The organism is Streptomyces sp. NPDC093085 (assembly GCF_040683935.1).
Lineage (GTDB): Bacteria > Actinomycetota > Actinomycetes > Streptomycetales > Streptomycetaceae > Streptomyces.
Genome location: NZ_JBFBFB010000014.1, coordinates 35,075 through 59,467 on the forward strand (window position 1 = coordinate 35,075; position 24,393 = coordinate 59,467).

A 24,393-nucleotide genomic window follows, 5' to 3' on the forward strand; every position below is an offset into this window, starting at 1 on the left:
ACTGTCGGGGTGTGACCGATCTTCACCCTTGCGCCCTCCCTCACGCCAGGGGAATACCCACCCGGGGGCATCGGAAAGCAGCCGGTTGTATCGTCGGGAGGGTTCAACACCCGTCAGGGCTGGCGTGACTTACCCGTTCCACGCCGCCCGGCGCAGAAAACGGCAGGAGAGATGAGCGTGCAGCAGGAGGCTCCCACCGAAGGCGGCACAGGGACCGGCGAGCCGCTGGAGGTCTGGATCGACCAGGACCTCTGTACCGGCGACGGGATCTGCGCCCAGTACGCGCCGGAGGTCTTCGAGCTGGACATCGACGGCCTGGCCTATGTGAAGAGCCCGGACGACGAACTGCTCCAGTCGCCCGGGGCCACCACCCGCGTCCCGCTGCCGCTCCTCGCCGACGTGGTGGATTCGGCCAAGGAGTGCCCCGGTGACTGCATTCACGTACGCCGGGTGACCGACCAGGTGGAGGTCTACGGGCCCGACGCGGCCTGATCAGGCGCCGGTACCGGGGCGGGGCCGGGCCCCGCCCCGCCCGGCTAGCTTCCGCTCGTACCGGTTCCGGCTGCCCCGGGGAGGTCGGTGCGGAGGAACGCGCCGTTCTTCCACTGCCACACCACGTCGCTCTCCTCGTCGGGGCAGCAGCTCGGCACGGAGGGCGACGAGTAGCCGAAGAGGGTCGCTCTGATCATCCGGTCCTGGACGGCGAGACCAGGTGCCACGGTCAGTTTGTCCCGGGGGTCCACCAGGGTGGCCACCACCCGGGGCTCGCCTTTCTCCGTACGGGTCAGCACGTACACCCCGCTCGGCGGGGTCCCCGAGCCGGCGTCGCAGCGGACCACCGCGACGGTCTCCGGGTTGCCGTCACCGTCGAGGTCGCCCTGGGCGTGCTGGGTGACGACCGTGCCGATCGGGCCGCACTCCAGCGGGAACGCCGCCGCGGCCGGGTCGGGGGCGGGCAGCGGGGCGCCGCCGGTGCCCCCTGACGCCTCTCTCAGGGGCTTCGGGCCGGTCTGGGAGGCGGTGGCGGCCCCGGGCTGGAGCAGCCCGGCCAGCGCCACCACGCCGGCCATCGCGGTAGCCGTCGCGACCCAGTGCACCGGGCGGGGCCGGGTGTGCGCGAGGTCAGGAACGTCGGAGATCAGCACGCGGAGTGTCTCCTGTGAAGGCGGTGCCGGTGAGTAACCAACGGTGTGGGAGGGAGTCAGCATCGTGCCACACGTCACAGGGCTACGGAACAGCGGGGTGCGTAAGCCCAACGTAAAGGCGCCGTCGCCCCGTTCCCCCCTGACGGACGGGAACGGAGCGACGGCGGCGGCGTGTTGTCGGCCCGGCGGCCTGTCGGTCCGCCGGGCGGTCCGGCCGGCGGGCGCCGGTCAGCGGGCGGCTCCTCCGCTCGCGCTGCCGGGGCCGCTGTAGTCCTCCCCGTACGCGCCCTTGGCGGGGCGACGGCGGCGGAGCGGGGGCTCCACGCCGTCCGCGAGGCGGCGCGCGGTCACCAGGAACCCGGTGTGTCCGATCATCCGGTGATCGGGGCGGACCGCGAGACCTTCGACGTGCCAGTTCCGGATCATCGACTCCCAGGCGGCCGGCTCGTTGAACGTGCCGAACTCCCGGATGGTCTCCACGGTGCGGGCGAGCTGGGTCGTCGTCGCCACATAGGCGCAGAGGATGCCGCCGGGCACCAGCGCCTTCGAGACTGCCTCCACACACTCCCAGGGGGCGAGCATGTCCAGGATGACGCGGTCGACGTCCGTGTCCGACAGGTTGTCCTGGAGGTCACCGACCGTCAGCGTCCAGGCGGGGTGCGGCTCGCCGAAGTAGCGCTCCACGTTCTGCTTCGCGATCTCCGCGAAGTCCTCACGCCGCTCGTACGAGTGGAGCATGCCCTGGTCGCCGATGACGCGGAGCAGGAAGCTGCTCAACGACCCGGAGCCCACCCCCGCCTCCACCACCCGGGCACCCGGGAAGATGTCGGCGAAGGCCAGGATCTGGCCTGCGTCCTTCGGATAGACCACGGCGGCGCCGCGGGGCATGGACAGGACATAGTCGGGGAGCAGGGGGCGCAGCGCGAGATAGGCGACGTTCCCCGTGGTACGGACAACACTGCCCTCGGGAGCACCGATCAGCTCGTCGTGCGGGAAGGAACCCTTGTGGGTGTGGAAGTTCTTCCCGGCTTCGAGCGTGAAGGTGTAGTGGCGTCCCTTGGGGTCGGTGAGCTGAACCTGGTCCCCGACCTTGAAGGGGCCGCGACGTCGGGCGGCACCGGTCGGTTCGGACATGCGTGGAAGTTTAACCGCTGGGTGCGGGGCCCGGTCCGGCGGCGGACCGGGCCCCACGCCCGTCCTCGTGGCAAGGGCCCTACTGCGGCCGGGCCATGGCGCTGACGAAGGCGCGTTCCACGTCCGCGGTGGAGAGGACGCCGTAGATCTCGCCGGTCTCCTCCAGGACCAGGTACTCCGTCGCGGGGCTGGCCCTGAGGCGTTCCAGGAGGGCTTCGCCGGCCAGGTCGGCGGGGACCTTCATGCCGTCGGTCAGGTCCTGGGCGAGGCCGCTCACCGCGACCCAGGGGCGGCGGTGCTGGGGGACGCCGACGATGGCGGACTCGCGTACCAGGGCCGTGGGGTCGCCGTGGCCGTCCACGACGACCAGGGCGCGGGCGCCCGCCTCGTTGGCGCGGCGGAGGGCCTCGGAGAGGGGTGTGGCGGACTCCACAGGGACCGCGCGCCGGGTGAGGGCGCGGGCCTGGAGTTCGGGGAGGTGTTCGCGGAGCCTGGCCATCCGCAGGCTGTTGCCCGCGCCGGTCCAGATGATCGCGGCGAGGATCGCGGCGAGCAGCGCGTCCGTGACGGTCTCCATGCCGCTGACATTCACCGCGGACGTGCCGAGTGCACCCGTACGGGTGAGGAGCGGGAGGCCGATGAGGACGGCGACGGCGAGCGCGCGGCCGACCCAGGCCGCGGCGACGGTGCCGCTCATGGGCTTGCCGGTGATCTTCCAGACGACCGCGCGGAGCATCCGGCCGCCGTCCAGCGGGAGGCCGGGGAGCAGGTTGAAGACCGCGACGATCAGGTTGGAGATCATCAGTCCGGCGAGCAGCACGCCGGGGACCGTACGGGGCTCCACGGCGAGCAGGCCGAGGTAGAAGAGGCCGGCGAGGACCAGGGAGAGGAGGGGTCCGACGAAGGCGAGGACGAATTCGCGTCCTGGCGACTCGGACTCCTTCTCGATCTCGGAGACCCCGCCGAAGAACTGGAGCTGGATCCGGCGGACCGGCAGCTTGAAGCGGAGCGCCGCGACCGTGTGGGCCAGTTCGTGGACGAGGACGGAGGCGTAGAACGCGACCGCGAAGAAGAGGGAGACCAGATAGCGCAGGTTCCCCAGCTCGGGCAGGACACGTTCGAGCTGGCCGCCGAAGATCCAGGTGATGAGCGCGGCCACCAGGAACCAGCTCGGGGCGACGTAGACGGGCACGCCGAAGGGGCGGCCCATGAGGATGCCACCGCCGGGGTCTTCACGCCGCGACGGCTTGCCGCCGGGGCCCGTGTCCCCCTTGCCGGGCCGCGGCAGCTTGCCCGTGCCGCTCTCGTCGTCCTCTTTCACGGGTTCCCTTCGTCTCGGCGGGGCCGGCTCGCGCGATGGATGTCGCGAGTGGCTCCGTAGTCGATGGTATTCGGCTCGCTGTCAGTGGCGGGCCGTAGGGTCTCCGTCATGAGTACGAGCAAGCCGCCCCGTTCGCTGTCGCCGTCGCGGGCGAACGACTTCATGCAGTGCCCGCTCCTGTACCGGTTCCGGGTGATCGACAAGCTCCCCGAGAAGCCCAGTGAGGCGGCGACGCGGGGCACGCTGGTCCACGCGGTGCTGGAGCGGCTCTTCGACGCGCCGGCGGTGGAGCGTACGGCGCCCCGGGCGAAGGCGCTGGTGCCGGGTCAGTGGGACCGGCTGCTTTCCGCCAGACCCGAGCTGGCGGAGCTCTTCGCCGAGGACGCGGGGGGCGAGCGGCTCGCGGCGTGGCTGGGGCAGGCGGAGACGCTGGTGGAGCGGTGGTTCTCGCTGGAGGACCCGACGCGTCTGGAGCCGGCCGAGCGCGAGCTGCTGGTGGAGACGGAGCTGGCGTCGGGGCTGCGGCTGCGCGGGGTGATCGACCGGGTGGACGTGGCGCCCACCGGCGAGGTGCGGATCGTGGACTACAAGACGGGCAAGGCGCCGCGTCCCGAGTACGCGGAGGGCGCGCGGTTCCAGATGATCTTCTACGCGCTGGTGGTGCGGCGGCTGAAGGGGGTGCTGCCGCGCCGGCTCCAGCTCGTCTATCTGGGCAGCGGCGAGGTGGTGACGTACGACCCGGTGGAGGCGGATCTGGAGCGGGTGGAGCGGAAGCTGCTGGCGCTCTGGCAGGCGATCGAGCTGGCCACCGAGACGGGCGACTGGCGGCCCCGGCCGACGAAGCTCTGCGGCTGGTGCGACCACCAGGCGCGGTGTCCGGAATTCGGGGGTACGCCGCCGGTCTATCCGCTCGCCGTACGGACGGCGGAGGGGGCGGTGGCGGCACCGGCGGAGGCGACGGTGGACGCGGGCGTGCCCGGCTGATCCCGGGCACGGGCACGCAGGGCAGAATGGGGCCGTCTACCGAAGGAGTTGCCCCGTGACTGTCCGCGTACTGCTGGTGGACGACCAGCCACTGCTGCGTACCGGTTTCCGGATGATCCTGGAGGCCGAGCCGGACATCGCGGTCGTCGGGGAGGCCGGTGACGGTCTCCAGGCCATCGACCAGGTCCGGGCGCTCCAGCCCGATGTGGTGCTGATGGACATCCGGATGCCCCGGATGGACGGGGTGGAGGCGACCCGGCAGATCACCGGGCCCGGCCGGGACGGTCCGGCGAAGGTGCTCGTGCTGACCACCTTCGACCTGGACGAGTACGTGGTGGAGGCGCTGCGCGCGGGGGCCAGCGGCTTCCTGCTGAAGGACGCGCCCGCGGTGGAGCTGGTGCAGGCCATCCGGGTGGTCGCGGCGGGCGAGGCGATGCTGGCGCCGAGCGTCACGCGCCGGCTGCTCGACAAGTACGCGGACCACCTCCCCTCGGGCGAGGAGCCGGTTCCGGACACGCTGCACACCCTGACCGAGCGGGAGGTCGAGGTGCTGAAGCTGGTGGCGCGGGGGCTCTCCAACGCGGAGATCGCGGCGGACCTCTTCGTCAGCGAGACCACGGTCAAGACGCACGTGGGCCACGTCCTGACCAAGCTGAGCCTGCGCGACCGGGTGCAGGCGGCGGTCTACGCGTACGAGAGCGGCCTGGTGCGCCCCGGGGCGCAGTAATTTTTTGAGGCTCGGTTCGCCTCCGGGCGGGGGTACCCCGAAGCCCCCGGCAAGGGCGCCCTGGTCGACTCGGTGACAGGGCGGCCCTCTGCCGTGGCAGGCCGGCTCTAGCTACCGGTGCCCAGTTCCCAGAGGTTGAGTTCGGCGGAGGAGTTGACCGCCCATTCGACACCGGTGATCTGGGTGCGGGAGGCGACGTACTGCTTGCCCTGCCAGAGGGGGAGCACCGGGACCTCGTCGGCGACCAGGTTCTGGATCTGGCCGAAGGTCTTCGTCGCCGCGGAGCGGTCGGCTTCCTTGCGGGACTCCGGGAGCAGCTGCGTACGTATCTTCAGGTTGTCGTACGGGCTGTTCAGGAAGTTCGGCTTGTCGAAGAAGGGGCCGACGTAGGTGTCCGGGTCCGGGAAGTCCGGGAACCAGCCCATGCCGTAGACGGCGTAGTCGCCCTTCTGGCCGTTGGGCCGGAAGTCCTTCCACTCGGTGCCCTTGATGTCGACGTCGAAGAGCTTGCTCGCGTTGAGCTGGTCCCGGAGGGTCTCGAACTCCTTCTGGGTGGCCGAACCGTAGTGGTCGGTGGTGTAGTTCAGCGTCAGCTTCACCGGGGTGGTGATGCCGACGCCGCGCAGCAGCGACTCCGCCTTGGCCACGTCACCGTCGCCGTACTTGTTGAAGAACGGGTTGGTGTGGGTGGCCACCGTCGACGGGACCAGCGAGTAGAGCGGCTCCGCCTGCGCGCCGTACGCCTTGGTGACGATCTGGCCGCGGTCGATCGTGTACGCCATGGCCTGGCGCACCGCCTTCTCCTTCACCATCGGCGCGTTGGTGTCGAAGGCGAGGTAGCGGATCTCCAGCCCCGGCATCTCGGTGAGCTGGATGTCGTCCCGGGGCTTCTCGATGAAGTCCTGGATCTGGTCGGGCGACATGGAGCGGGTCATCATGTCGATGTCCCCCGCGTCGAGCGCCTTGCCCATCTCCTCGGGCGTCTTGAAGGGACGCAGCTCGACCTTGTCGTTCTGGACCGTGACGTTGCCCTGGTAATCCGGGTTCTTGGTGAAGACGGCCCGGGTGATGTGGTCGCCGTCGGTGTCGGCCTTCAGGGTGTACGGGCCGGAGCCGGAGACCTCGAAGCCGTCGCGGAGCTTCTTCGGCTCGTAGTCCTTGGAGCTGATGATGCCGGCGACCGGCGTGGTCAGCTTGTACGGGAAGGTCGCGTCGGGCGACTTGAGGTGGAAGACGATCTTGCGGTCGCCGTCCGACTCCATCGTGTCGATGTTGCCCAGCAGCGCGGCGACCCCGCCCGGGTCGTCGATGTCGAGGGCGCGCTGGAAGGAGAACTTGACGTCGTCCGCGGTGACCGGGGCACCGCCGGCGAACTTCAGCCCCTCGCGCAGGGTGCACCGGTAGCTCTCGTTGGCGCGGTCCGTGAAGCCGCACTCCGACGCCGCGTCAGGGATCGGCTTGCCGCCGCCGCGCGGGATGGAGACGAGCGTCTGGAGGACCTGGCGCAGCACGTTCCACGTACCCGTGTCATACGCGAAGGCCGGGTCCAGAGGGGCGGGACCGGCCTTGGTGGCGATGTACTGGTCCGTGGTGCCCACGACAATGGCCTTACCGTCCCCGGACCCCCCGTCCGAGCCGCCGCAACCGGCGAGGACGACGGGCGCAAGCAGGCCGAACGCGGCCGACAGAGCCAAAGTCTTGCGGTTCATCCTGGACGTACTCCCTCATCCGGCACTGAGCTACAGCGGTGTTGACGAGACTCCGCCGCGCCCACCCGGTCGGGGCAGCGCGATCGGGCCGGGATACAGGGCGATCGGTCCTGTGTACGTGGCGACTTGGTGGGCCGTCCGGGACACGTCGTTGATACGGCGAAGTGCTCGCGACGAGATTAGTCGGGCGCGCCGGTATTGCCGGAACCGGGCTGTTGGAAATCGCAATCACACGGTGATCGGAATAAGGTGCGAACTGTTGCCCGGACGCGCTCCCCTTTGGCGCGGGCCACCCCAAAGCCGGACACATGCGCACAGGCGGCCCCACCCGTGACACCCGTGGATCAGCCCCGCGCGCCGCTGTCGACGTGCGCACAGGTGATAAAGGTCACTCCCCGGTACTTTTGCGGGGATCATGAATGCGCCAGGTGAAGTGACGGAAAATATCCACCCCAATGCCGAGAGTTCCCGTCATTTATTTCCGGCGACGCTCAGTGCACGGTCCGGTTCCCTTGGGTCATCAGCGCGCGCAGGAATACCAGGTCCACCTCTTCCAGCGAGCCCACGACGACCCGCCCGGCCGCCGGGGCGATCGGCGCCACGGAGGGTACGGCGACGACCCGGCACCCGGCGGCCTCGGCGGAGGCGACCCCGGTGGCGGTGTCCTCGATGACCGCGCACCGCGCCGGGTCGGCGCCCAGGCCGCGCGCGGCGAGCAGATACGGGTCGGGGTGCGGCTTGGTGCGGTCCACTTCGTCGCCCGCGACGGTGAGCGCGAAGAACTCCGGTCCGAGTGAGGTGAGTATGCGGTCGATGATGCGCCGGTGCGAGGCGGAGACCAGGGCGGTGGGGATGTCGTGCGCGGCGAGTTCGGTGAGCAGCCGGCGGGCGCCCGGCATCAGCGGGACACCGCGGCCGATCAGGTCCTCGAAGGCGTCGTTGAGCCGGACGGTCAGTTCGGCGAGGGTGATGTCGGCACCGGTGGCCTCGATGAGGAAGCCCGCGCTGCGGCTCATGGGGCCGCCGACCACCACATCGCGCCAGGCCTCGTCGAGGACATGGCCGAGGTCCTTGAAGGCCTGGACCTCGGCGTCCCACCAGAAGCCTTCGGTGTCGACGAGGGTGCCGTCCATGTCGAGCAGGACGGCCTGAAGGGCGGAGCCTTCGGCCGTTCGGGTCAAGGACGCGGGGACCGTGCGGGTCATCCGGCACACCTCCATGAGGGACGAGAAGGCCGGTCGCCTTCCCACGGGGGTTCCCCCGCCGGACAGGCGACCGGCCTGCGCTGGACCGACCAGTGTACGTCTCGCCCGGGACGCGCGCCGCCCGGTATCCGCTGGTGGGCCACCGGGCGGCCACGGGGCGGCCGGCGGGTGGCACCGGCGGGCGGGCCGGGCGGCGCGCGTCCGGGGTCAGCGGGCGTTGAAGTACTTCGCCTCGGGGTGGTGGATGACGATGGCGTCCGTGGACTGCTCGGGGTGGAGCTGGAACTCCTCCGACAGCTCCACGCCGATCCGCTCCGGCTCCAGCAGTTCCGCGATCTTCGCCCGGTCCTCCAGGTCCGGGCAGGCGCCGTAGCCGAGCGAGAAGCGCGCGCCCCGGTACTTCAGGGCGAACATGTCGGCGACATCGGCGGGGTCCTCCCCGGCGAAGCCCAGCTCGGAGCGGACCCGGGCGTGCCAGTACTCGGCGAGCGCCTCGGCGAGCTGGACGGAGAGCCCGTGGAGTTCGAGGTAGTCGCGGTACGCGTTGGCCTCGAAGAGCTCCGCGGTGGCGGCGCCGATCCTGGAGCCGACGGTGACGACCTGGAGGCCGACCACATCCGTCTCGCCGGAGTCCTCCGGGCGGAAGAAGTCCGCCAGGCAGAGCCGCCGGCCGCGGCGCTGGCGCGGGAAGGTGAAGCGGGTGCGCTCGGCGCCGTCCTCGCCGAGCAGGATGAGGTCGTCGCCCTTGGAGACACAGGGGAAGTAGCCGTAGACGACGGCGGCTTCCAGCAGGTTGCCGGTCTGGAGCCGGTCCAGCCAGCCGCGCAGATGGGGCCGGCCCTCGCTCTCGACCAGTTCCTCGTAGCTGGGGCCGCCCTTGCGGGCCTCCTTCAGTCCCCACTGGCCCTTGAAGAGGGCGCCCTCGTCGAGCCAGGAGGCGTACTCCTTGAGCTGGATGCCCTTGACGACGCGGGTCCCCCAGAACGGCGGGGTGGGCACGGGGTTGTCGACGGAGACGTCCGAGCGGACCGTGCCCTCCTCGGGTCGCTCCTCGGCCACGGCGGTCGCGGTCGCCTTGACGCGGCGCTGCTTCAGCTCGGGGAGGGTGGCGCCGGGGACCCCGCGCTTGACCGCGATGAGCGCGTCCATCAGCCGCAGCCCCTCGAAGGCGTCGCGGGCGTAGCGGACCTCGCCCTCGTAGATCTCGTGGAGGTCCTGCTCGACATAGGCCCGGGTGAGCGCGGCGCCGCCGAGGATGACCGGGTAGTCGGCGGCCATCCGGCGCTGGTTCAGCTCCTCCAGGTTCTCCTTCATGATGACGGTCGACTTGACGAGGAGTCCGGACATGCCGATGACGTCGGCGCGGTGCTCCTCGGCGGCGTCGAGGATCGCGGCGACGGGCTGCTTGATGCCCAGGTTGACCACGTTGTAGCCGTTGTTGGAGAGGATGATGTCGACGAGGTTCTTGCCGATGTCGTGGACATCGCCGCGTACCGTGGCGAGGACGATGGTGCCCTTGCCCTCGGCGTCCGACTTCTCCATGTGCGGTTCCAGATAGGCCACCGCCGACTTCATGACCTCGGCGGACTGGAGGACGAAGGGGAGCTGCATCTGGCCGGAGCCGAAGAGCTCACCGACCACCTTCATGCCTTCCAGCAGCGTGTCGTTGACGATGTCGAGCGCCGGCCGGGTCTCCAGCGCCTCGTCGAGGTCGCTCTCCAGGCCGTTCTTCTCGCCGTCGATGATGCGACGCTGAAGGCGCTCCTCCAGCGGCAGCGCGAGGAGTTCCTCGGCGCGGCCGTCCTTGAGCGACTTGGTGTTGACGCCCTCGAACAGCTCCATGAGCTTCTGGAGCGGGTCGTACCCCTCGGCGCGCCGGTCGTAGATGAGGTCGTACGCGGCCTTGACCTGCTCCTCCTCCAGCCGGGCGATCGGCAGGATCTTGGAGGCGTGGACGATCGCGGAGTCGAGTCCGGCCTTGACGCACTCGTCCAGGAAGACGGAGTTGAGGACGATACGGGCGGCCGGGTTGAGGCCGAAGGAGATGTTGGAGAGGCCGAGGGTGGTCTGGACGTCGGGGTGGCGGCGCTTGAGTTCGCGGATGGCCTCGATGGTGGCGATGCCGTCGCCACGGGACTCCTCCTGCCCGGTGCAGATGGTGAAGGTGAGGCAGTCGATGAGGATGTCCGACTCGTGGATTCCCCAGTTGGTGGTGAGGTCGGTGATCAGCCGCTCGGCGATGGCGACCTTGTGCTCGACGGTGCGGGCCTGGCCCTCCTCGTCGATGGTGAGGGCGATGAGCGCGGCGCCGTGCTCGACGGCGAGTTCGGTGACCTTGGTGAAGCGCGACTCGGGGCCGTCGCCGTCCTCGTAGTTGACGGAGTTGATGACGGCGCGCCCGCCGAGCTTCTCCAGGCCGGCCCGGAGGACCGGGAGTTCGGTGGAGTCGAGCACGATGGGCAGGGTGGAGGCGGTGGCGAAGCGGCCGGCCAGCTCGGCCATGTCGGCGACGCCGTCCCGGCCGACGTAGTCGACGCAGAGGTCGAGCAGGTGGGCGCCCTCGCGGATCTGGTCGCGGGCCATCTCCACGCAGTCGTCCCAGCGTCCTTCGAGCATGGCCTCGCGGAACTTCTTGGAGCCGTTGGCGTTGGTCCGCTCGCCGATGGCGAGGTACGAGGTGTCCTGGCGGAACGGCACCGTCTGGTAGAGGGAGGCGGCGCCGGGCTCGGGGTGGGGGGTGCGGGGGGTGAGGGCGGCGCCCCGTACCCGCTCGACCACCTGGCGCAGGTGCTCCGGTGTGGTCCCGCAGCAGCCGCCGACCAGGGCCATCCCGTACTCCTGGACGAAGGTCTCCTGGGCGTCGGCCAGCTCGGCCGGGGAGAGCGGGTAGTGCGCGCCGTCCTTGCCGAGGACGGGGAGTCCCGCGTTGGGCATGCAGGAGAGCGGGATCCGGGAGTGCCGGGCGAGGTAGCGGAGGTGCTCGCTCATCTCGGCGGGTCCGGTGGCGCAGTTCAGGCCGATCATGTCGATGCCGAGCGGTTCCAGCGCGGTGAGCGCGGCGCCGATCTCGGAGCCGAGCAGCATGGTGCCGGTGGTCTCGACGGTGACGGAGCAGATGACCGGCAGATCGGTGCCGGTGAGCTTCAGGGCGCGGCGGGCGCCGAGGACGGCGGCCTTGGTCTGGAGCAGGTCCTGGGTGGTCTCCACCAGGAGGGCGTCGGCGCCGCCGGCGATCAGGCCCTCGGCGTTCCGCTGGTAGGCGTCGCGGAGGGTGGTGTACGGGGCGTGGCCGAGGGTGGGGAGCTTGGTGCCGGGGCCCATGGAGCCGAGGACCCAGCGCTGCTGTCCGGTGGTGGCGGTGAACTCGTCGGCCACCTCGCGGGCGATCGCTGCGCCCTTCTCGGAGAGCTCGTCAACGCGCTCGGGGATGTCGTACTCGGCGAGGGCGGCGAAGTTCGCCCCGAAGGTGTTGGTCTCGACGCAGTCGACGCCGACCGCGAAGTACTCCTCGTGCACGGAGCGGACGATGTCCGGGCGGGTGACGTTGAGGATCTCGTTGCAGCCTTCGAGGTCCTGGAAGTCCTCCATGGTCGGGTCCTGGGCCTGGAGCATGGTGCCCATGGCTCCGTCGGCCACCACCACACGGGTGGCGAGCGCCTCGCGGAGGGCGTCGGTACGGGTCCGGCTGGCGGTGGCGGGGGTCGGCAACGAGGCCATGTGAATGCTCCCAGGGCTGCGACGGCTGTCGGCTTCTGCGTGTGCTGATGGCAGGCACACGCCGCCAGCGTAGCCGGGACCGCCCGGTCACGGTGCGTCGTTCCAGCGGGCGGACGGCATTCTGTCCTCTGCGGTATCCGGCGGTGCGGGACTCTTGACACATCCTCTCCACAGCGAGAGAAGGTCGGCATCGGCCGATAGTGTTCAGCATTGCCGAACGTCATGGAGGACGGGGATCCGATGGCCAAGAACATCCAGTCACTGGAGCGCGCTGCGGCGATGCTCCGGCTGCTCGCCGGGGGCGAGCGGCGGCTCGGCCTCTCCGACATCGCCTCCTCGGTGGGGCTGGCCAAGGGGACGGCGCACGGCATCCTGCGCACGCTCCAGGCCGAGGGGTTCGTGGAGCAGGACGCCGCGTCGGGGCGGTACCAGCTCGGCGCGGAGCTGCTGCGCCTGGGCAACAGCTATCTCGACGTGCACGAGCTGCGGGCCCGCGCCCTGGTCTGGACGGACGACCTGGCGCGCTCCAGCGGCGAGAGCGTCCACCTGGGCGTCATGCACCAGCAGGGCGTCCTCATCGTCCACCATGTCTTCCGCCCCGACGACAGCCGGCAGGTCCTGGAGGTGGGGGCCATGCAGCCGATGCACTCGACCGCGCTGGGCAAGGTGATCTCGGCGTACGACCCGGTGGCGCACGCCGAGGCGGTGGAGAGCGAGCGGACCGCCTTCACCCCGAGGACGATCACCGGTCTGGCGGATTTCGAGGCGGTCCTCGATCTGACCAGGGCGCGCGGCTGGGCCGCCGACGTGGAGGAGACCTGGGAGGGCGTCGCCGCGGTGGCCGCGCCCATCCACGACCGGCGGAAGATGCCGGTGGGGGCGATCGCGATCACCGGCGCGGTGGAACGGATCTGCCCGGCCGGGGAGGTGCGGTCGGAGCTGGTGGCGGCGGTACGCGAGTGCGCCAGGGCGGTCTCCCGGGACATCGGCGCCGGGCGGTTCTGAGCGCGATGCCCGATCATCGGGCGTAGGACGTTTCGGTTGGGGTGCCGGCCGAAGTTTCGACCACACCACCCTTGACGACATACCAGAAGAAGGGCAAAACTGCCGGTCAACGGTCGGCATTGTCGAACACCTACCGGTAATACGATTTAGTGTGTGACAACGCCACCGCGGGTAACGCCTCATCCGAAGGCGCGGACCACTGGTGCTCACCGGAGGTTTGCCTCCCCCCTGGACGAAGGAGTCTCGGGTGTCCAACTTCGACATCTTCATAGGCGAGGTCACAGGTACCGCCCTGTTGATCCTGCTCGGTGGCGGCGTGGTCGCCGCGGTCGTTCTCAAGCGCTCCAAGGCCCAGAACGCGGGCTGGGTCGCCATCAGCTTCGGCTGGGGCTTCGCGGTCATGGTCGGCGCGTATCTCGCCGCACCCATCTCCGGCGCCCTGCTCAACCCGGCCGTCACCCTCGGTCTGGCGATCAAGGGCGGTGTCGCCTGGGGCGACGTACCGCTCTACATCGGCTCGCAGATGCTGGGGGCGATGATCGGCGCGTTCCTCGTCTGGGTGGCGTACCTCGGCCAGTTCAAGGCCCACCTCACCGACCCGGAGACGCTCGCGGCACAGCCGGCCGAGGAGGGGCTCGTCGACCAGAAGGCCGCGCCCCAGGCCGGTCCCGTGCTCGGGATCTTCTCCACGGGCCCCGAGGTCCGCAATGTCGCGCAGAACATGCTGACGGAGATCATCGCCACGTTCGTCCTGGTCATCGCGATCCTCACGCAGGGCCTCAACGACTCGGGCAAGGGGCTCGGCACCCTCGGCGTGCTGATCACCTCGTTCGCCGTGGTCGGCATCGGCCTCTCGCTGGGCGGTCCCACGGGGTACGCCATCAACCCGGCCCGTGACCTCGGCCCCCGTATCGTGCACGCGCTCCTTCCCCTGCCGAACAAGGGCGGCTCGGACTGGAGCTACGCCTGGATACCGGTCGTGGCCCCGATGATCGGCGCCGCGCTGGCCGGCGGGTTCTACAACCTGGCCCTGGCCTGAGCGCCCCTCCCCGAACCTTTCTCCGAACCGAGCAGGAGCAGACACCGTGAGCGACACCACCACCACCCACTCGCACGGCACGGGCCCCTTCATCGCCGCCATCGACCAGGGCACCACGTCCAGCCGGTGCATCGTCTTCGACCGCGACGGCAGGATCGTCGCCGTCGACCAGAAGGAACACGAGCAGATCTTCCCGAAGCCGAGCTGGGTGGAGCACAACGCCACCGAGATCTGGACCAATGTCCAGGAGGTCGTGGACCGCGCCGTCGAGAAGGCCGGGATCACCTCGGCGGACGTCAAGGCCATCGGCATCACCAACCAGCGCGAGACCACCCTGCTGTGGGACAGGAACACCGGTGAGCCCGTCCACAACGCCATCGTCTGGCAGGACACCCGCACCGACGCGCTCTGCCGCGAACTGGGCCGCAACGTCGGCCAGGACCGCTTCCGCCGCGAGACCGGGCTGCCGCTGGCCAGCTACTTCGCCGGGCCGAAGGCGCGGTGGCTGCTGGACAACGTCGAGGGGCTGCGCGAGCGGGCCGAGCGCGGCGACATCCTCTTCGGGACGATGGACTCCTGGGTCATCTGGAACCTGACCGGCGGCCCCGACGGCGGCGTCCATGTCACCGACGTCACCAACGCCTCGCGCACCATGCTGATGAACCTGCACACCCTCCAGTGGGACCAGAAGATCCTGGACTCCATGGGGGTCCCCGCCGCGATCCTGCCGGAGATCCGCTCCTCCGCCGAGGTGTACGGGTACGCCAAGGGCGGCGCCCTGGACGGCATCCCGGTCGCCTCCGCGCTCGGCGACCAGCAGGCGGCGCTCTTCGGGCAGACCTGTTTCTCCGAGGGCGAGGCCAAGTCGACGTACGGCACCGGCACGTTCATGCTGATGAACACCGCGGGCAAGCCCGTCAACTCGTACAACGGACTGCTGACCACGGTCGGCTACCGCATCGGGGACGAACCCGCGGTCTACGCCCTGGAGGGCTCCATCGCGGTCACCGGGTCGCTGGTGCAGTGGATGCGCGACCAGATGGGCCTGATCAACTCGGCCGCCGAGATCGAGACCCTGGCCTCCTCGGTCGAGGACAACGGCGGCGCCTACTTCGTGCCCGCCTTCTCCGGCCTCTTCGCCCCGCACTGGCGCCCCGACGCGCGCGGCGTCATCGCCGGGCTGACCGGCTATGTCACCAAGGCGCACATCGCCCGCGCGGTGCTGGAGGCCACCGCGTGGCAGACCCGCGAGATCAGCGACGCCATGACCAAGGACTCGGGGGTCGAGCTGACCGCGCTGAAGGTCGACGGCGGCATGACCTCCAACAACCTGCTGATGCAGACGCTCTCCGACGTCCTGGACGCACCCGTGGTGCGCCCCATGGTCGCCGAGACCACCTGCCTCGGCGCCGCCTACGCCGCCGGACTGGCCGTGGGCTTCTGGCCGGACACCGACGCGCTGCGCGCCAACTGGCGCCGGGCCGCCGAGTGGACGCCCCGGATGGAAGCGGCCACCCGTGACCGCGAGTACAAGAACTGGCTCAAGGCCGTCGAGCGGACCAAGGGCTGGCTCGACGTCGACGCCACCAGCTAGAGCCGCCGAACGGCCCACCGAGACAGCACGACCGGCGCGGCCGCGCCGGTCCGAGCTGAAGAGGAGTTACGCATGAGCACCCCGCACCGCGTCCCCGCCCTGGGGACGCACCCGGCCGGCGGCACCCTGCCGAGCCGCGCCGAGACCCGGGACCAACTGTCCGGCGCGACCTACGACCTCCTGGTGATAGGCGGCGGCATCCTGGGCATCTCCACCGCCTGGCATGCCTCCCAGTCGGGACTGCGGGTGGCCCTGGTGGACGGCGGCGACTTCGCCGGCGCCACCTCGTCCGCCTCCTCCAAGCTCCTCCACGGCGGGCTGCGCTACCTCCAGACCGGCGCGGTCAAGCTGGTCGCCGAGAACCACTTCGAGCGGCGGGCCGTCTCCCGGCAGGTGGCGCCGCACCTGGCCAACCCGCTCACCTTCTACCTCCCCGTCTACCGGGGCGGCCCGCACAGCGCGGCCAAGCTCGGCGCGGGCGTCTTCGCCTACTCCGCGCTCTCCGCGTTCGGCGACGGCGTCGGCCATGTGATCTCCCCGGCCAGGGCCCGCCAGGCCGTGCCCGAGCTCCGTACGGACAACCTCCAGGCCGTGGCCGTCTACGGCGACGACCAGATGAACGACGCGCGGATGGCGCTGATGACGGTGCGCGCCGCGGTCGACTCCGGCGCCACCGTCCTCAACCACGCCACGGTCACCGGGCTGCGCTTCACCGGTGGCCGGGTCACCGGCGCCGAGCTGCGCGACCGTATCGACGGTACGGAGTTCGGCGTCGACGCCCGGCTGGTGCTCAACGCGACCGGCCCCTGGGTCGACCACCTGCGCCGGATGGAGAACCCGAACGCGGGCCCCTCCATCCGGCTCTCCAAGGGCGCGCACCTGGTGCTCAGGCGCACCGCCCCCTGGAAGGCCGCCCTGGCCACCCCCATCGACAAGTACCGCATCACCTTCGCCCTCCCCTGGGAGGACATGCTGCTGCTCGGCACCACCGACGAGGAGTACGAGGGCCCGCCCGAGGATGTCGCGGTCACCGAGAAGGACATCGCCCAGATCCTCGACGAGGCCGCCTTCTCCGTCCGTGACCAGCAGCTCTCGCGCGACCTCATGACGTACTCCTTCGCCGGGCTGCGGGTGCTGCCCGGCGGCCCCGGCGACACCTCCAAGGCCAAGCGCGAGACGGTGGTCACCGAGGGCCGGGGCGGCATGCTCTCGGTCGCGGGCGGCAAGTGGACGACCTTCCGCCACATCGGCCGCACCGTCATGCACAAGCTGGCCACCCTGCCGGGCCATCCGCTCGGCGAGGGCATGGAGCCGATGGCGCGGCTGCCCAAGAAGCTCCCGCTGCCCGGGATCGCCAGCCCCAACGCGGTGGCGCACCGGCTGCTGATCGACGGCGGTGGTACGGGGCCCTCGATGGCCGTGGACACCGCGCGCCACCTGGCCACCCACTACGGTTCGCTCGCCTTCGACATCGTGCGGCTGGCCAACGAGTTCCCCGAGCTGGCCGAGCGGATCCACCCGGAGGCGCCGGAGATCTGGGCGCAGGTCGTCTACGCCCGGGACCACGAATGGGCCCAGACCGTCGACGACGTGCTGCGCCGCCGGACCACCCTGACCATCCGGGGTCTTGCCACGGACGGGATCCGGGCCCGGGTGGAGGACCTGCTGGGCAAGCGCGACTGAGCCGTACCGCCTCCGTCGCCGCCGCCCCCGTCGGGAGGCCCCGGGAAGAGCACATCCGTACGAGACGGGGACGGAAGAGGGACGCGTGGTCCGGAACGCGTCCCTCTCCGTGCGTCCCGGGCCCCTCGCGGGACGCATAATGGGTGCCGATACATCGGATGTATGGAGGGGTTGCCCATGGCTGTCACCGACGAGGCCATCGAGCGGATCAAGGGGATGATCGTCTCCGGCGCGCTGCGTCCCGGCGACCGCCTGCCCAAGGAGAGCGAACTCGCCGCGGAGCTGGGGCTCTCCCGGAACTCGCTGCGCGAGGCGGTGCGCGCCCTCTCGCTGATCCGCATTCTCGACGTGCGCCAGGGCGACGGTACGTATGTGACCAGCCTCGCCCCGCAGCTCCTGCTGGAGGCGCTGAGCTTCGTGGTGGACTTCCACCGCGACGACACCGTGCTGGAGTTCCTCGCCGTACGCCGGATACTCGAACCGGCCGCCACCGCGATGGCCAGCGCCCGGATCACCGAGGAGGAGCTGGACGCCCTCGACGCCCAGCTCGACGCGCTCGGCCCGGAGCCCTCGGTGGAGGAGCTGGTCGCCGCCGACCTGAAGTTCCACCACGGGATCGTGCGCCAGTCCGGGAACGCGGTGCTCTGCTCGCTCCTCGACGGGCTCTCCGGGCCCACCACCCGGGCGCGGATCTGGCGCGGGCTGACCCAGGAGGACGCCGTCAGCCGGACGCTCCACGAGCACCGGGCGATCCTCTCGGCGCTCCGCGACCGGGACGCCGAGGCGGCCAGGTCCTGGGCCACGGTGCATATCGCGAGCGTGGAGATGTGGCTCAGATCGACGCTGTGACGGGGGTACGGGTGGATCCGTACCCCCGCGTGCGCCGCCCGGCCCGGCGCCCGGTCCCGACGCCCGGTCCCCCGGTCCCGGCGCTCAGTCCTGGCGCTCGCCGCTGGCGAACCGGGAGATGACCAGCGCGACGATGATGATGGCGCCGTTGAGGAACTGGTTCCAGAGCGCGGGGACGCCCGCGAGCGTCATCACGTTCACCACGAGCTGGAGGGTGAGGACACCCGTCAGCGCGCCGAAGAGCGTGCCGCGCCCGCCGCGCAGGCTGATCCCGCCGATCACCGCCGCCGCGAAGACCTGGAAGATCCACCCGTTGCCCTGGGTGGCCGCGACCGAGCCGTAGTGGCCGGTGTAGAGGATGCCGGCGAACGCCGCCAGCAGCCCGCCGAGCGCCAGGACCACCCAGGTGACCCGGTCCACCCGGATCCCGGCGGCGCGGGCCGCCTCCGGGTTGCCGCCGATCGCGTACAGCGACCGCCCGTGGCGGAGCCGGGCCAGCGCCGCGCCGCCCAGCGCGAAGAGCGCCAGGCAGATCCAGACGGCGGCCGGGACGCCCAGCCAGTCGGTCTTGCCGAGGTACCGGAAGGACTCCGGGACATCGGTGATCGACTTGCCTTCGGTGATGCCGATGTGGAGACCGCGCAGCATGGTGAGCATGCCGAGGGTGGCGATGAAGCCGTTGACGCGGAGCTTCAGCATGAGAAAGCCGTTGATCCCGCCGATGGCCGCGCCGGCCAGCAGACAGACGGGGACCGCCGTCCAGACGGGCAGCGCCCCGAGCCCTGCGAACCGGCCGCCTTCGGCGGGGAGCACCAGCCACATGGCGAGGACCGGCGCGATGCCGATGGTCGACTCCAGGGAGAGGTCCATCCGGCCGCAGATCAGGATGAGCGCCTGACCGAGCACGAGAAGGCTCAGTTCGGAGGATTGCTGGACGACGCTGATCAGGTTGCCGGAGGTGAGGAAGACCGGCGAGACGATGAAGCCGATCACCATCAGCACCAGGATCACCGGGACGAGCGAGAAGTCGCTCCAGCGGACCGGCCCGAGCCGGTGGAGCGGTCCCGGCGCCCCGGCCCCGGCCGTCGCCTCCGCCTGTACGGTGCCGGTCATCCCCGCGCCTCCTCGTCGTTGTCGTCGTCCTCGCCGGTCACCGCGGTGTTGTCCGCGGTGTTGTCCGCGGTGTCCCGGCTGCCCTGGCCGTCCTGGCTGTCCTGACCGTCCTGGCCGTCCTGGCCGCCGACGCCTTCCATCGCCGCGACCAGTTCCCCGTCGCTCCACGCGTCGCCGAACGCGGCCACCACCCGCCCGTGGAAGAGCGCGAGCACCCGGTCGCAGATCCGCAGGTCGTCCACCTCGTCGGAGATGATCACCGCGGCCCGGCCCTCGTCGGCCACCTTCCGCACCACGCCGAGCAGCGCTTCCTTGGAGCGGACGTCGACGCCCGCCGTGGGCCGTACGGCGATCAGCGCGGCGGGTCCGCGTGCCAGGGCGCGGGCGACGACGACCTTCTGCTGGTTGCCGCCGGAGAGCCCGGAGACCGGCTGGGCGGGGCCGCGCGTCCTGATGTCCAGGGAGTCGATCATCGACTGGGCGAACTCCCGTACCCGGGCGGGCCGTACGGTCCCCCACGGTCCGAGGCTCCCGGCCACGGTGAGGGTGACGTTCTCCGCGATGCTCCGCTCCGGGATGAGCCCCTGGCTGTGCCGGTCCTCGGGGATGTAGCCGATGCCCGCGTCCAGCGCGTCCGGGACGCTGCCGGGCCGTACCGTACGGCCGTGCACGGCGATCCGCCCGGCGGACGCCGCGCGCATCCCGGCCAGGGTCTCGCCGAGCGCGGTGGTGCCGCCGGCCGCCGCGCCCGCCACGCCGAGCACTTCACCGGGGTGTACGGCGAGGTCGAGCGGGCCGAACTCGCCGGTGCGGGTGAGCCCGTGGACCTCCAGTACGGGCCGGGGCGGCGCCGCCGGGGCCGGGGCGGCGGGGCGGGCGGCGCTCCTGGCGGCGGCCGTCCCCCCGGTGTCCCCGGTCATCGCGGCGACCAGGTCGGCCCGGCCGAGGGAGGCCACGGGGGCGGTCAGCACCCGGCGCGCGTCGCGGAAGACGGTGACGGTGGTGCAGAGCTCGTACACCTCCTGGAGGTGGTGCGAGATGAAGAGGAACGCCACCCCCTTCGCGCGGAGTTCGCGGAGTTTGACGAAGAGCCGGCGGATGCCGGCGGCGTCGAGCTGGGCGGTGGGCTCGTCCAGGATGATCAGGCGGGCGCCGAAGGAGAGCGCCCGGGCGATCTCGACGAACTGCCGCTGCTCGACCGGGAGATCCTTGGCGCGGGCGTCCGGGTCGGCCTCGACGCCGTACTCCGCGAGAAGTTCGCGGGCACTGCGGCGCACCCCCCGCCAGTCGATGAGGCGGCGGGCGGCGGGGCGGGATCCGGAGCGCGATCCGGGGACCGTGGGGCCGTAGTGGTTGAGGAAGAGGTTCTCGGCGACGGTCAGTTCGGGGACGATCATCGGTTTCTGGTGGACGCAGGCGACCCGGGTCCGCCAGGCCGCGGTGTCCCCGGCGGCGGGCGCGGGCTCCCCGCCGAACCGGACCGTCCCCGCGTCCGGCCGGTGCAGCCCGGTCAGGACCCCGACCAGGGTGGACTTGCCCGCGCCGTTGCGGCCGACGAGGGCGTGCGACTCGCCGGGGCCCACGGTGATGCCGGCGCCGTCGAGCGCGACGGTGGGCCCGAAGCGCTTGACGATGGATGCGGCCTCCACGGCGGCGGGCGCGGCCGGGTGCGGAGCCGGAGCGGCGGGCGCGGCGGCGTCGGGGTCCCGGGCCATGGCTAGCGCCCCTGGTCGAGCTGGTTGGCCCAGAGGTTCGGGTCGTCCACGTTCTCCTTGGTGACCAGGGGCGCGGGGAGCTGGTCCTCGAAGCCGCCCGGGATCTCGACGACGGTGGAGCCGTGGTCGGTGGTCCCGGTCTTCGGTGTCTCGCCGGCCAGCGCCCGCTTCGCCCAGCGGAGCGCGTACGTGGCGTAGAGGTCGGCGGGCTGGGAGACGGTGGCGTCGATCTTCCCGGCCCGGATGGCGTCGAGTTCCTCGGGGATGCCGTCGTTGGAGATGATCGCGATATGCCCGGCCCGGTCCGGCGCTTTGAGGAGCTTCTTCTGCTCCAGCAGCGCGAGGGTGGGCTGGAGGAAGACGCCGCCCGCCTGCATGTAGATGCCGCCGAGGTCGGGGTGGGCGGCGAGGGTGGACTGGAGCTTGGCGGAGGCGACGTCGCCCTTCCACTCGGTGGCCAGCTCGAAGACCTGGATCCCGGGGAACTCACGGGTCATACAGCTCTTGAACGCCTCCGAGCGGTCCCGCCCGTTGATCGAGGCGAGGTCGCCCTGGAACTCGGCGACCTTGCCCTTGCCCTTCAGCCGCTCGCCGAGGAAGCGGCAGGCCTGCTCGCCGTAGGCGCGGTTGTCGGCCCGTACCACCATGTAGACCTGGCCCTGGTCGGGCCGGGTGTCGACGCTGACGACGGGGATCTTCTTCTCCTGGAGCGTCTTCAGCGTCTCGGCGATCGCGCCGGTGTCCTGCGGGGCCATGACGATGGCCTTGGCGCCCTGGTCGGTGAGGGCCTGGACATTGGAGACGAGCTTGCCGATGTCGTTCTGCGAGTTGGTGAGCGGGAGGGCGCGGACCTCACCGGCCTTGACGCCCTGCTCGATGTACTGCTGGTAGGAGTTCCAGAAGTCGCTGTCGTTACGGGGCAGATCGATGCCGACCGCGCCGGCGCCGCCCCCCTTTCCGCCCTCCTCGCCCCGGTTGCACCCGGTCAGGGCGGCGACGGCGACCAGTAATAAGGCACAGGCCGAGGTGGTGGCCGTACGCGGTCTGCGCAGGGGGGAGCGTCCCCCGGTCGGTCGCGGCATGGGTCCCGTCCTTGTCACTTGGAGGCGGTGCGTGCGGGATGCGCTGTTCTCCGGGGACGTACGGGGGCTTGTGCGGTGGTACGAGGGTCAGGTGGCGGGGCGCAGGCGGAGGCCCTGCATGCCGCCGTCGACGGCGAGCGCCGTACCGGTGACGGCCGCGGCGGCCGGGGAGGCGAGGTAGCCGACGGCTGCGGCGACCTCGTCGGCGGAGACCAGCCGTCCGGTGGGCTGGCGCGCTTCGAGGGCGGCCCGTTCGGCCGCCGGGTCCCGCGCCTGGTCGAGGAGGCGTCCCACCCAGGGGGTGTCGGCGGTACCGGGGTTGACGCAGTTGACGCGGATGCCCTCCCGTACGTGGTCGGCGGCCATGGCCATGGTCAGCGAGAGTACGGCGCCCTTGCTCGCGGAGTACAGGGCGCGCTGCGGCAGCCCGGCGGTGGCGGCGATGGAGCAGGTGTGGGTGATGGAGACGGCGCCGGGGCGGTCGGCGGCGGCCCGGCGCAGATGGGGCAGGGCGTGCCGGGCCACCCGCACCATGCCGAGGACGTTGATGTCGAGGACGCGCTGCCACTCGTCGTCCGGGTTGTCCTCGACGGTGCCGATGGCGCCGATGCCCGCGTTGGAGACCACGGTGTGGAGGGCGCCGAACTCGGCCGCCGCCGCGTCGACCGCCGCCCGTACCGCCGCGTCGTCGGTGACATCGGCGGTCAGCGCGAGGGCCCCGGCGGGGGCGCCCGCCGTGGCGCGGTCGAGTACGGCGACCCGGGCGCCGCGCGCCAGGAGCAGGGCGGCGATGGCCGCGCCGATGCCCGAGGCGCCGCCGGTGACCAGGGCGCCGAGTCCGTCGAAGTCGCGTGCGGCGGTCATGAGGGGATCTCCGTTGCGTGTCGGGTGGTGCGCCGGGCCTGCCATACGGGCCCGTCGGGGTAGCGGTGGGCGGCGATCGACTCGGGGAGCATACGGGCGGAGAAGCCCGGTGCGCCGGGGGCGGCGTACCGTCCCGAGACGATCACCACGGGGTCGGCGAAGTGTTCGTGGAGGTGGTCGACGTACTCGATGACGCGCCCCTCGGTGGTGCCGGAGACGGCGACGTAGTCGAACATCGCGAGGTGCTGGACGAGCTCGCAGAGGCCGACACCGCCGGCGTGCGGGCAGACCGGGACGCCGTACTTGGCGGCGAGCAGCAGGACGGCCAGGTTCTCGTTGACCCCGGCGACGCGGGCGGCGTCGATCTGGACGTAGTCGACGGCGCCGGCCTGGAGGAGCTGCTTGAAGACGACCCGGTTGGCGATGTGTTCGCCGGTGGCCACCTTGACCGGCTGGCCGGCCCGGACGGCGGCGTGGCCGAGGATGTCGTCGGGGCTGGTGGGCTCCTCGATCCAGTGCGGGTCGTACGGGGCGAGGTCGGCGAGCCGGCGTACCGCCTCGGCCACGTCCCACCGCTGGTTGGCGTCGACGGCGATCCGGACGGCGGGGCCGACGGCGGCGCGGGCCAGCCGCATCCGCCGGACGTCGTCGGCGGGGTCGCCGCCGACCTTGAGTTTGATCTGCTGGAAGCCGTCGGCGACGGCCTGTTCCGCGAGGGCGACCATCTTGGTGTCGGAGTAGCCGAGCCAGCCGGGCGAGGTGGTGTACGCGGGGTATCCCTCGCCGCGGAGCCGGGCGGCCCGTTCGGCGCGGCCGGGTTCGGCGGCGCGCAGGATGGCGAGCGCGTCCTCGGGGGTGAGGACATCGGTGAGGTAGCGGAAGTCCACGAGCGAGACCAGTTCCTCGGGGGTCATGGCGGCCAGGAACTCCCAGACGGGGAGTCCGGCGGTGCGGGCCGCCAGGTCCCAGGCGGCGTTGATGACGGCGCCCGCGGCCATGTGTGTGACGCCCTTCTCGGGGCCGAGCCAGCGGAGTTGGGAGTCATGGGTCAGCTCGGTGGAGAGCGCCCCGAGGCCGGCCGCGGTGAGCGGCGCCGGTCTGCCGAGGACATAGGGGCGCAGCGCCTCGATGGCGGCGGCGGTGATGTCGTTGCCGCGTCCGATGGTGAAGCAGAAGCCGTGTCCTTCGGTGCCGTCCTGGGTACGCAGCACGACATAGGCCGCCGAGTAGTCGGGGTCGGGGTTCATGGCGTCGGAGCCGTCGAGCTGTTCCGAGGTGGGGAACCGGATGTCGTGTACCTCGAACCCCGTGACGGTCTGGCTCATGCACGCCCCTTTGGGAAGAACTGGGAAGAACATCGGATCTCTTCAGTCATCCGATGTATAGCGCCATTGGCGTCCGGACGTCCAGAGCCCGGGGTGAATTCAAGGCCACAGCTCGGATGAATCGCCGGGAAAGTGGATACGCTCTGGGAGGTCGTGGCCCGGTGAGCGCACGCGTGCGCGGA

General features: G+C 71.2%; 19 protein-coding genes. 8 read left to right on the plus strand and 11 right to left on the minus strand.

The features are described from left to right. Window positions 1–171: 171 nt before the first annotated feature. A complete protein-coding gene (locus tag AB0O07_RS29335) occupies window positions 172–492 on the plus strand; it encodes a ferredoxin (protein ID WP_365638814.1) in 321 nt (106 codons plus the stop codon). Between the two features lie 44 nt (window positions 493–536). Here the strand turns inward: AB0O07_RS29335 and AB0O07_RS29340 are convergent, their stop codons facing one another. From AB0O07_RS29340 to AB0O07_RS29350, 3 genes are all read right to left on the minus strand, one after another. Further along, entirely contained in the window at window positions 537–1,145 is a 609-nt protein-coding gene (locus tag AB0O07_RS29340; RefSeq protein ID WP_365638817.1) for a hypothetical protein, read from the minus strand. Between the two features lie 228 nt (window positions 1,146–1,373). Beyond that, complete coding sequence (locus AB0O07_RS29345) at window positions 1,374–2,279, minus strand: tRNA (adenine-N1)-methyltransferase (RefSeq protein ID WP_365638820.1); 906 nt, start codon at window positions 2,277–2,279, stop codon at window positions 1,374–1,376. Between the two features lie 79 nt (window positions 2,280–2,358). Next, window positions 2,359–3,600, minus strand: coding sequence for a site-2 protease family protein (locus AB0O07_RS29350; protein ID WP_365638823.1), 1,242 nt, complete (start codon window positions 3,598–3,600; stop codon window positions 2,359–2,361). Between the two features lie 108 nt (window positions 3,601–3,708). Between AB0O07_RS29350 and AB0O07_RS29355 the strand changes: the two genes are divergently transcribed. Both AB0O07_RS29355 and AB0O07_RS29360 read left to right on the plus strand, forming a co-directional pair. Then, entirely contained in the window at window positions 3,709–4,584 is an 876-nt protein-coding gene (locus AB0O07_RS29355; protein ID WP_365638825.1) for a PD-(D/E)XK nuclease family protein, read from the plus strand. A gap of 55 nt (window positions 4,585–4,639) precedes the next feature. Beyond that, on the plus strand, window positions 4,640–5,311 hold the full coding sequence (locus tag AB0O07_RS29360) for a response regulator transcription factor (protein ID WP_365638828.1): 672 nt from the start codon (window positions 4,640–4,642) through the stop codon (window positions 5,309–5,311). Between the two features lie 107 nt (window positions 5,312–5,418). Here AB0O07_RS29360 and AB0O07_RS29365 read toward each other — a convergent pair whose 3' ends face one another. The 3 genes from AB0O07_RS29365 to metH form a co-directional block, all read right to left on the minus strand. Next, window positions 5,419–7,020 (minus strand): ABC transporter substrate-binding protein, encoded by a 1,602-nt coding sequence (locus AB0O07_RS29365; protein ID WP_365638831.1) that lies wholly within the window; start codon window positions 7,018–7,020, stop codon window positions 5,419–5,421. Between the two features lie 491 nt (window positions 7,021–7,511). Beyond that, complete coding sequence (locus AB0O07_RS29370; protein ID WP_365638833.1) at window positions 7,512–8,225, minus strand: HAD family phosphatase; 714 nt, start codon at window positions 8,223–8,225, stop codon at window positions 7,512–7,514. A 207-nt stretch (window positions 8,226–8,432) separates the two neighbouring features. Continuing rightward, entirely contained in the window at window positions 8,433–11,942 is a 3,510-nt protein-coding gene (gene metH / locus AB0O07_RS29375; protein ID WP_365638836.1) for a methionine synthase, read from the minus strand. A gap of 222 nt (window positions 11,943–12,164) precedes the next feature. Here metH and AB0O07_RS29380 point away from each other — a divergent pair, with 222 nt between their 5' ends. From AB0O07_RS29380 to AB0O07_RS29400, 5 genes are all read left to right on the plus strand, one after another. Beyond that, on the plus strand, window positions 12,165–12,947 hold the full coding sequence (locus AB0O07_RS29380; protein WP_365639186.1) for an IclR family transcriptional regulator: 783 nt from the start codon (window positions 12,165–12,167) through the stop codon (window positions 12,945–12,947). 247 nt (window positions 12,948–13,194) lie between these two features. Next, window positions 13,195–13,986 (plus strand): MIP/aquaporin family protein, encoded by a 792-nt coding sequence (locus AB0O07_RS29385; RefSeq protein WP_365638839.1) that lies wholly within the window; start codon window positions 13,195–13,197, stop codon window positions 13,984–13,986. A 46-nt stretch (window positions 13,987–14,032) separates the two neighbouring features. Beyond that, the gene (gene glpK, locus AB0O07_RS29390) at window positions 14,033–15,580 is read left to right on the plus strand and encodes a glycerol kinase GlpK (protein ID WP_365638842.1); all 1,548 of its coding nucleotides are present in this window, start codon (window positions 14,033–14,035) and stop codon (window positions 15,578–15,580) included. Between the two features lie 72 nt (window positions 15,581–15,652). Beyond that, window positions 15,653–17,263, plus strand: a complete 1,611-nt coding sequence (locus AB0O07_RS29395; RefSeq protein ID WP_365638844.1) for a glycerol-3-phosphate dehydrogenase/oxidase — start codon at window positions 15,653–15,655, stop codon at window positions 17,261–17,263. A gap of 177 nt (window positions 17,264–17,440) precedes the next feature. Beyond that, window positions 17,441–18,112 (plus strand): FadR/GntR family transcriptional regulator, encoded by a 672-nt coding sequence (locus tag AB0O07_RS29400; protein ID WP_365638847.1) that lies wholly within the window; start codon window positions 17,441–17,443, stop codon window positions 18,110–18,112. An 84-nt stretch (window positions 18,113–18,196) separates the two neighbouring features. Here AB0O07_RS29400 and AB0O07_RS29405 read toward each other — a convergent pair whose 3' ends face one another. The 5 genes from AB0O07_RS29405 to AB0O07_RS29425 all read right to left on the minus strand — a co-directional run bounded on the left by AB0O07_RS29405 (window position 18,197) and on the right by AB0O07_RS29425 (window position 24,211). After that, window positions 18,197–19,225 (minus strand): ABC transporter permease, encoded by a 1,029-nt coding sequence (locus tag AB0O07_RS29405; RefSeq protein ID WP_365638850.1) that lies wholly within the window; start codon window positions 19,223–19,225, stop codon window positions 18,197–18,199. Then, a complete protein-coding gene (locus AB0O07_RS29410) occupies window positions 19,222–20,940 on the minus strand; it encodes a sugar ABC transporter ATP-binding protein (RefSeq protein WP_365638853.1) in 1,719 nt (572 codons plus the stop codon). The genes AB0O07_RS29405 and AB0O07_RS29410 overlap by 4 nt, the downstream gene beginning before the upstream one ends. Window positions 20,941–20,942: 2 nt before the next feature. Then, window positions 20,943–22,022, minus strand: coding sequence for a sugar ABC transporter substrate-binding protein (locus AB0O07_RS29415; protein WP_365638855.1), 1,080 nt, complete (start codon window positions 22,020–22,022; stop codon window positions 20,943–20,945). An 87-nt stretch (window positions 22,023–22,109) separates the two neighbouring features. Next, window positions 22,110–22,886, minus strand: coding sequence for an SDR family oxidoreductase (locus AB0O07_RS29420; protein ID WP_365638858.1), 777 nt, complete (start codon window positions 22,884–22,886; stop codon window positions 22,110–22,112). Next, window positions 22,883–24,211: an enolase C-terminal domain-like protein gene (locus AB0O07_RS29425; RefSeq protein ID WP_365638861.1), complete on the minus strand. Its 1,329-nt coding sequence runs from the start codon at window positions 24,209–24,211 to the stop codon at window positions 22,883–22,885. Before AB0O07_RS29425 ends, AB0O07_RS29420 begins: the two co-directional genes overlap by 4 nt. Window positions 24,212–24,393: the final 182 nt, after the last annotated feature.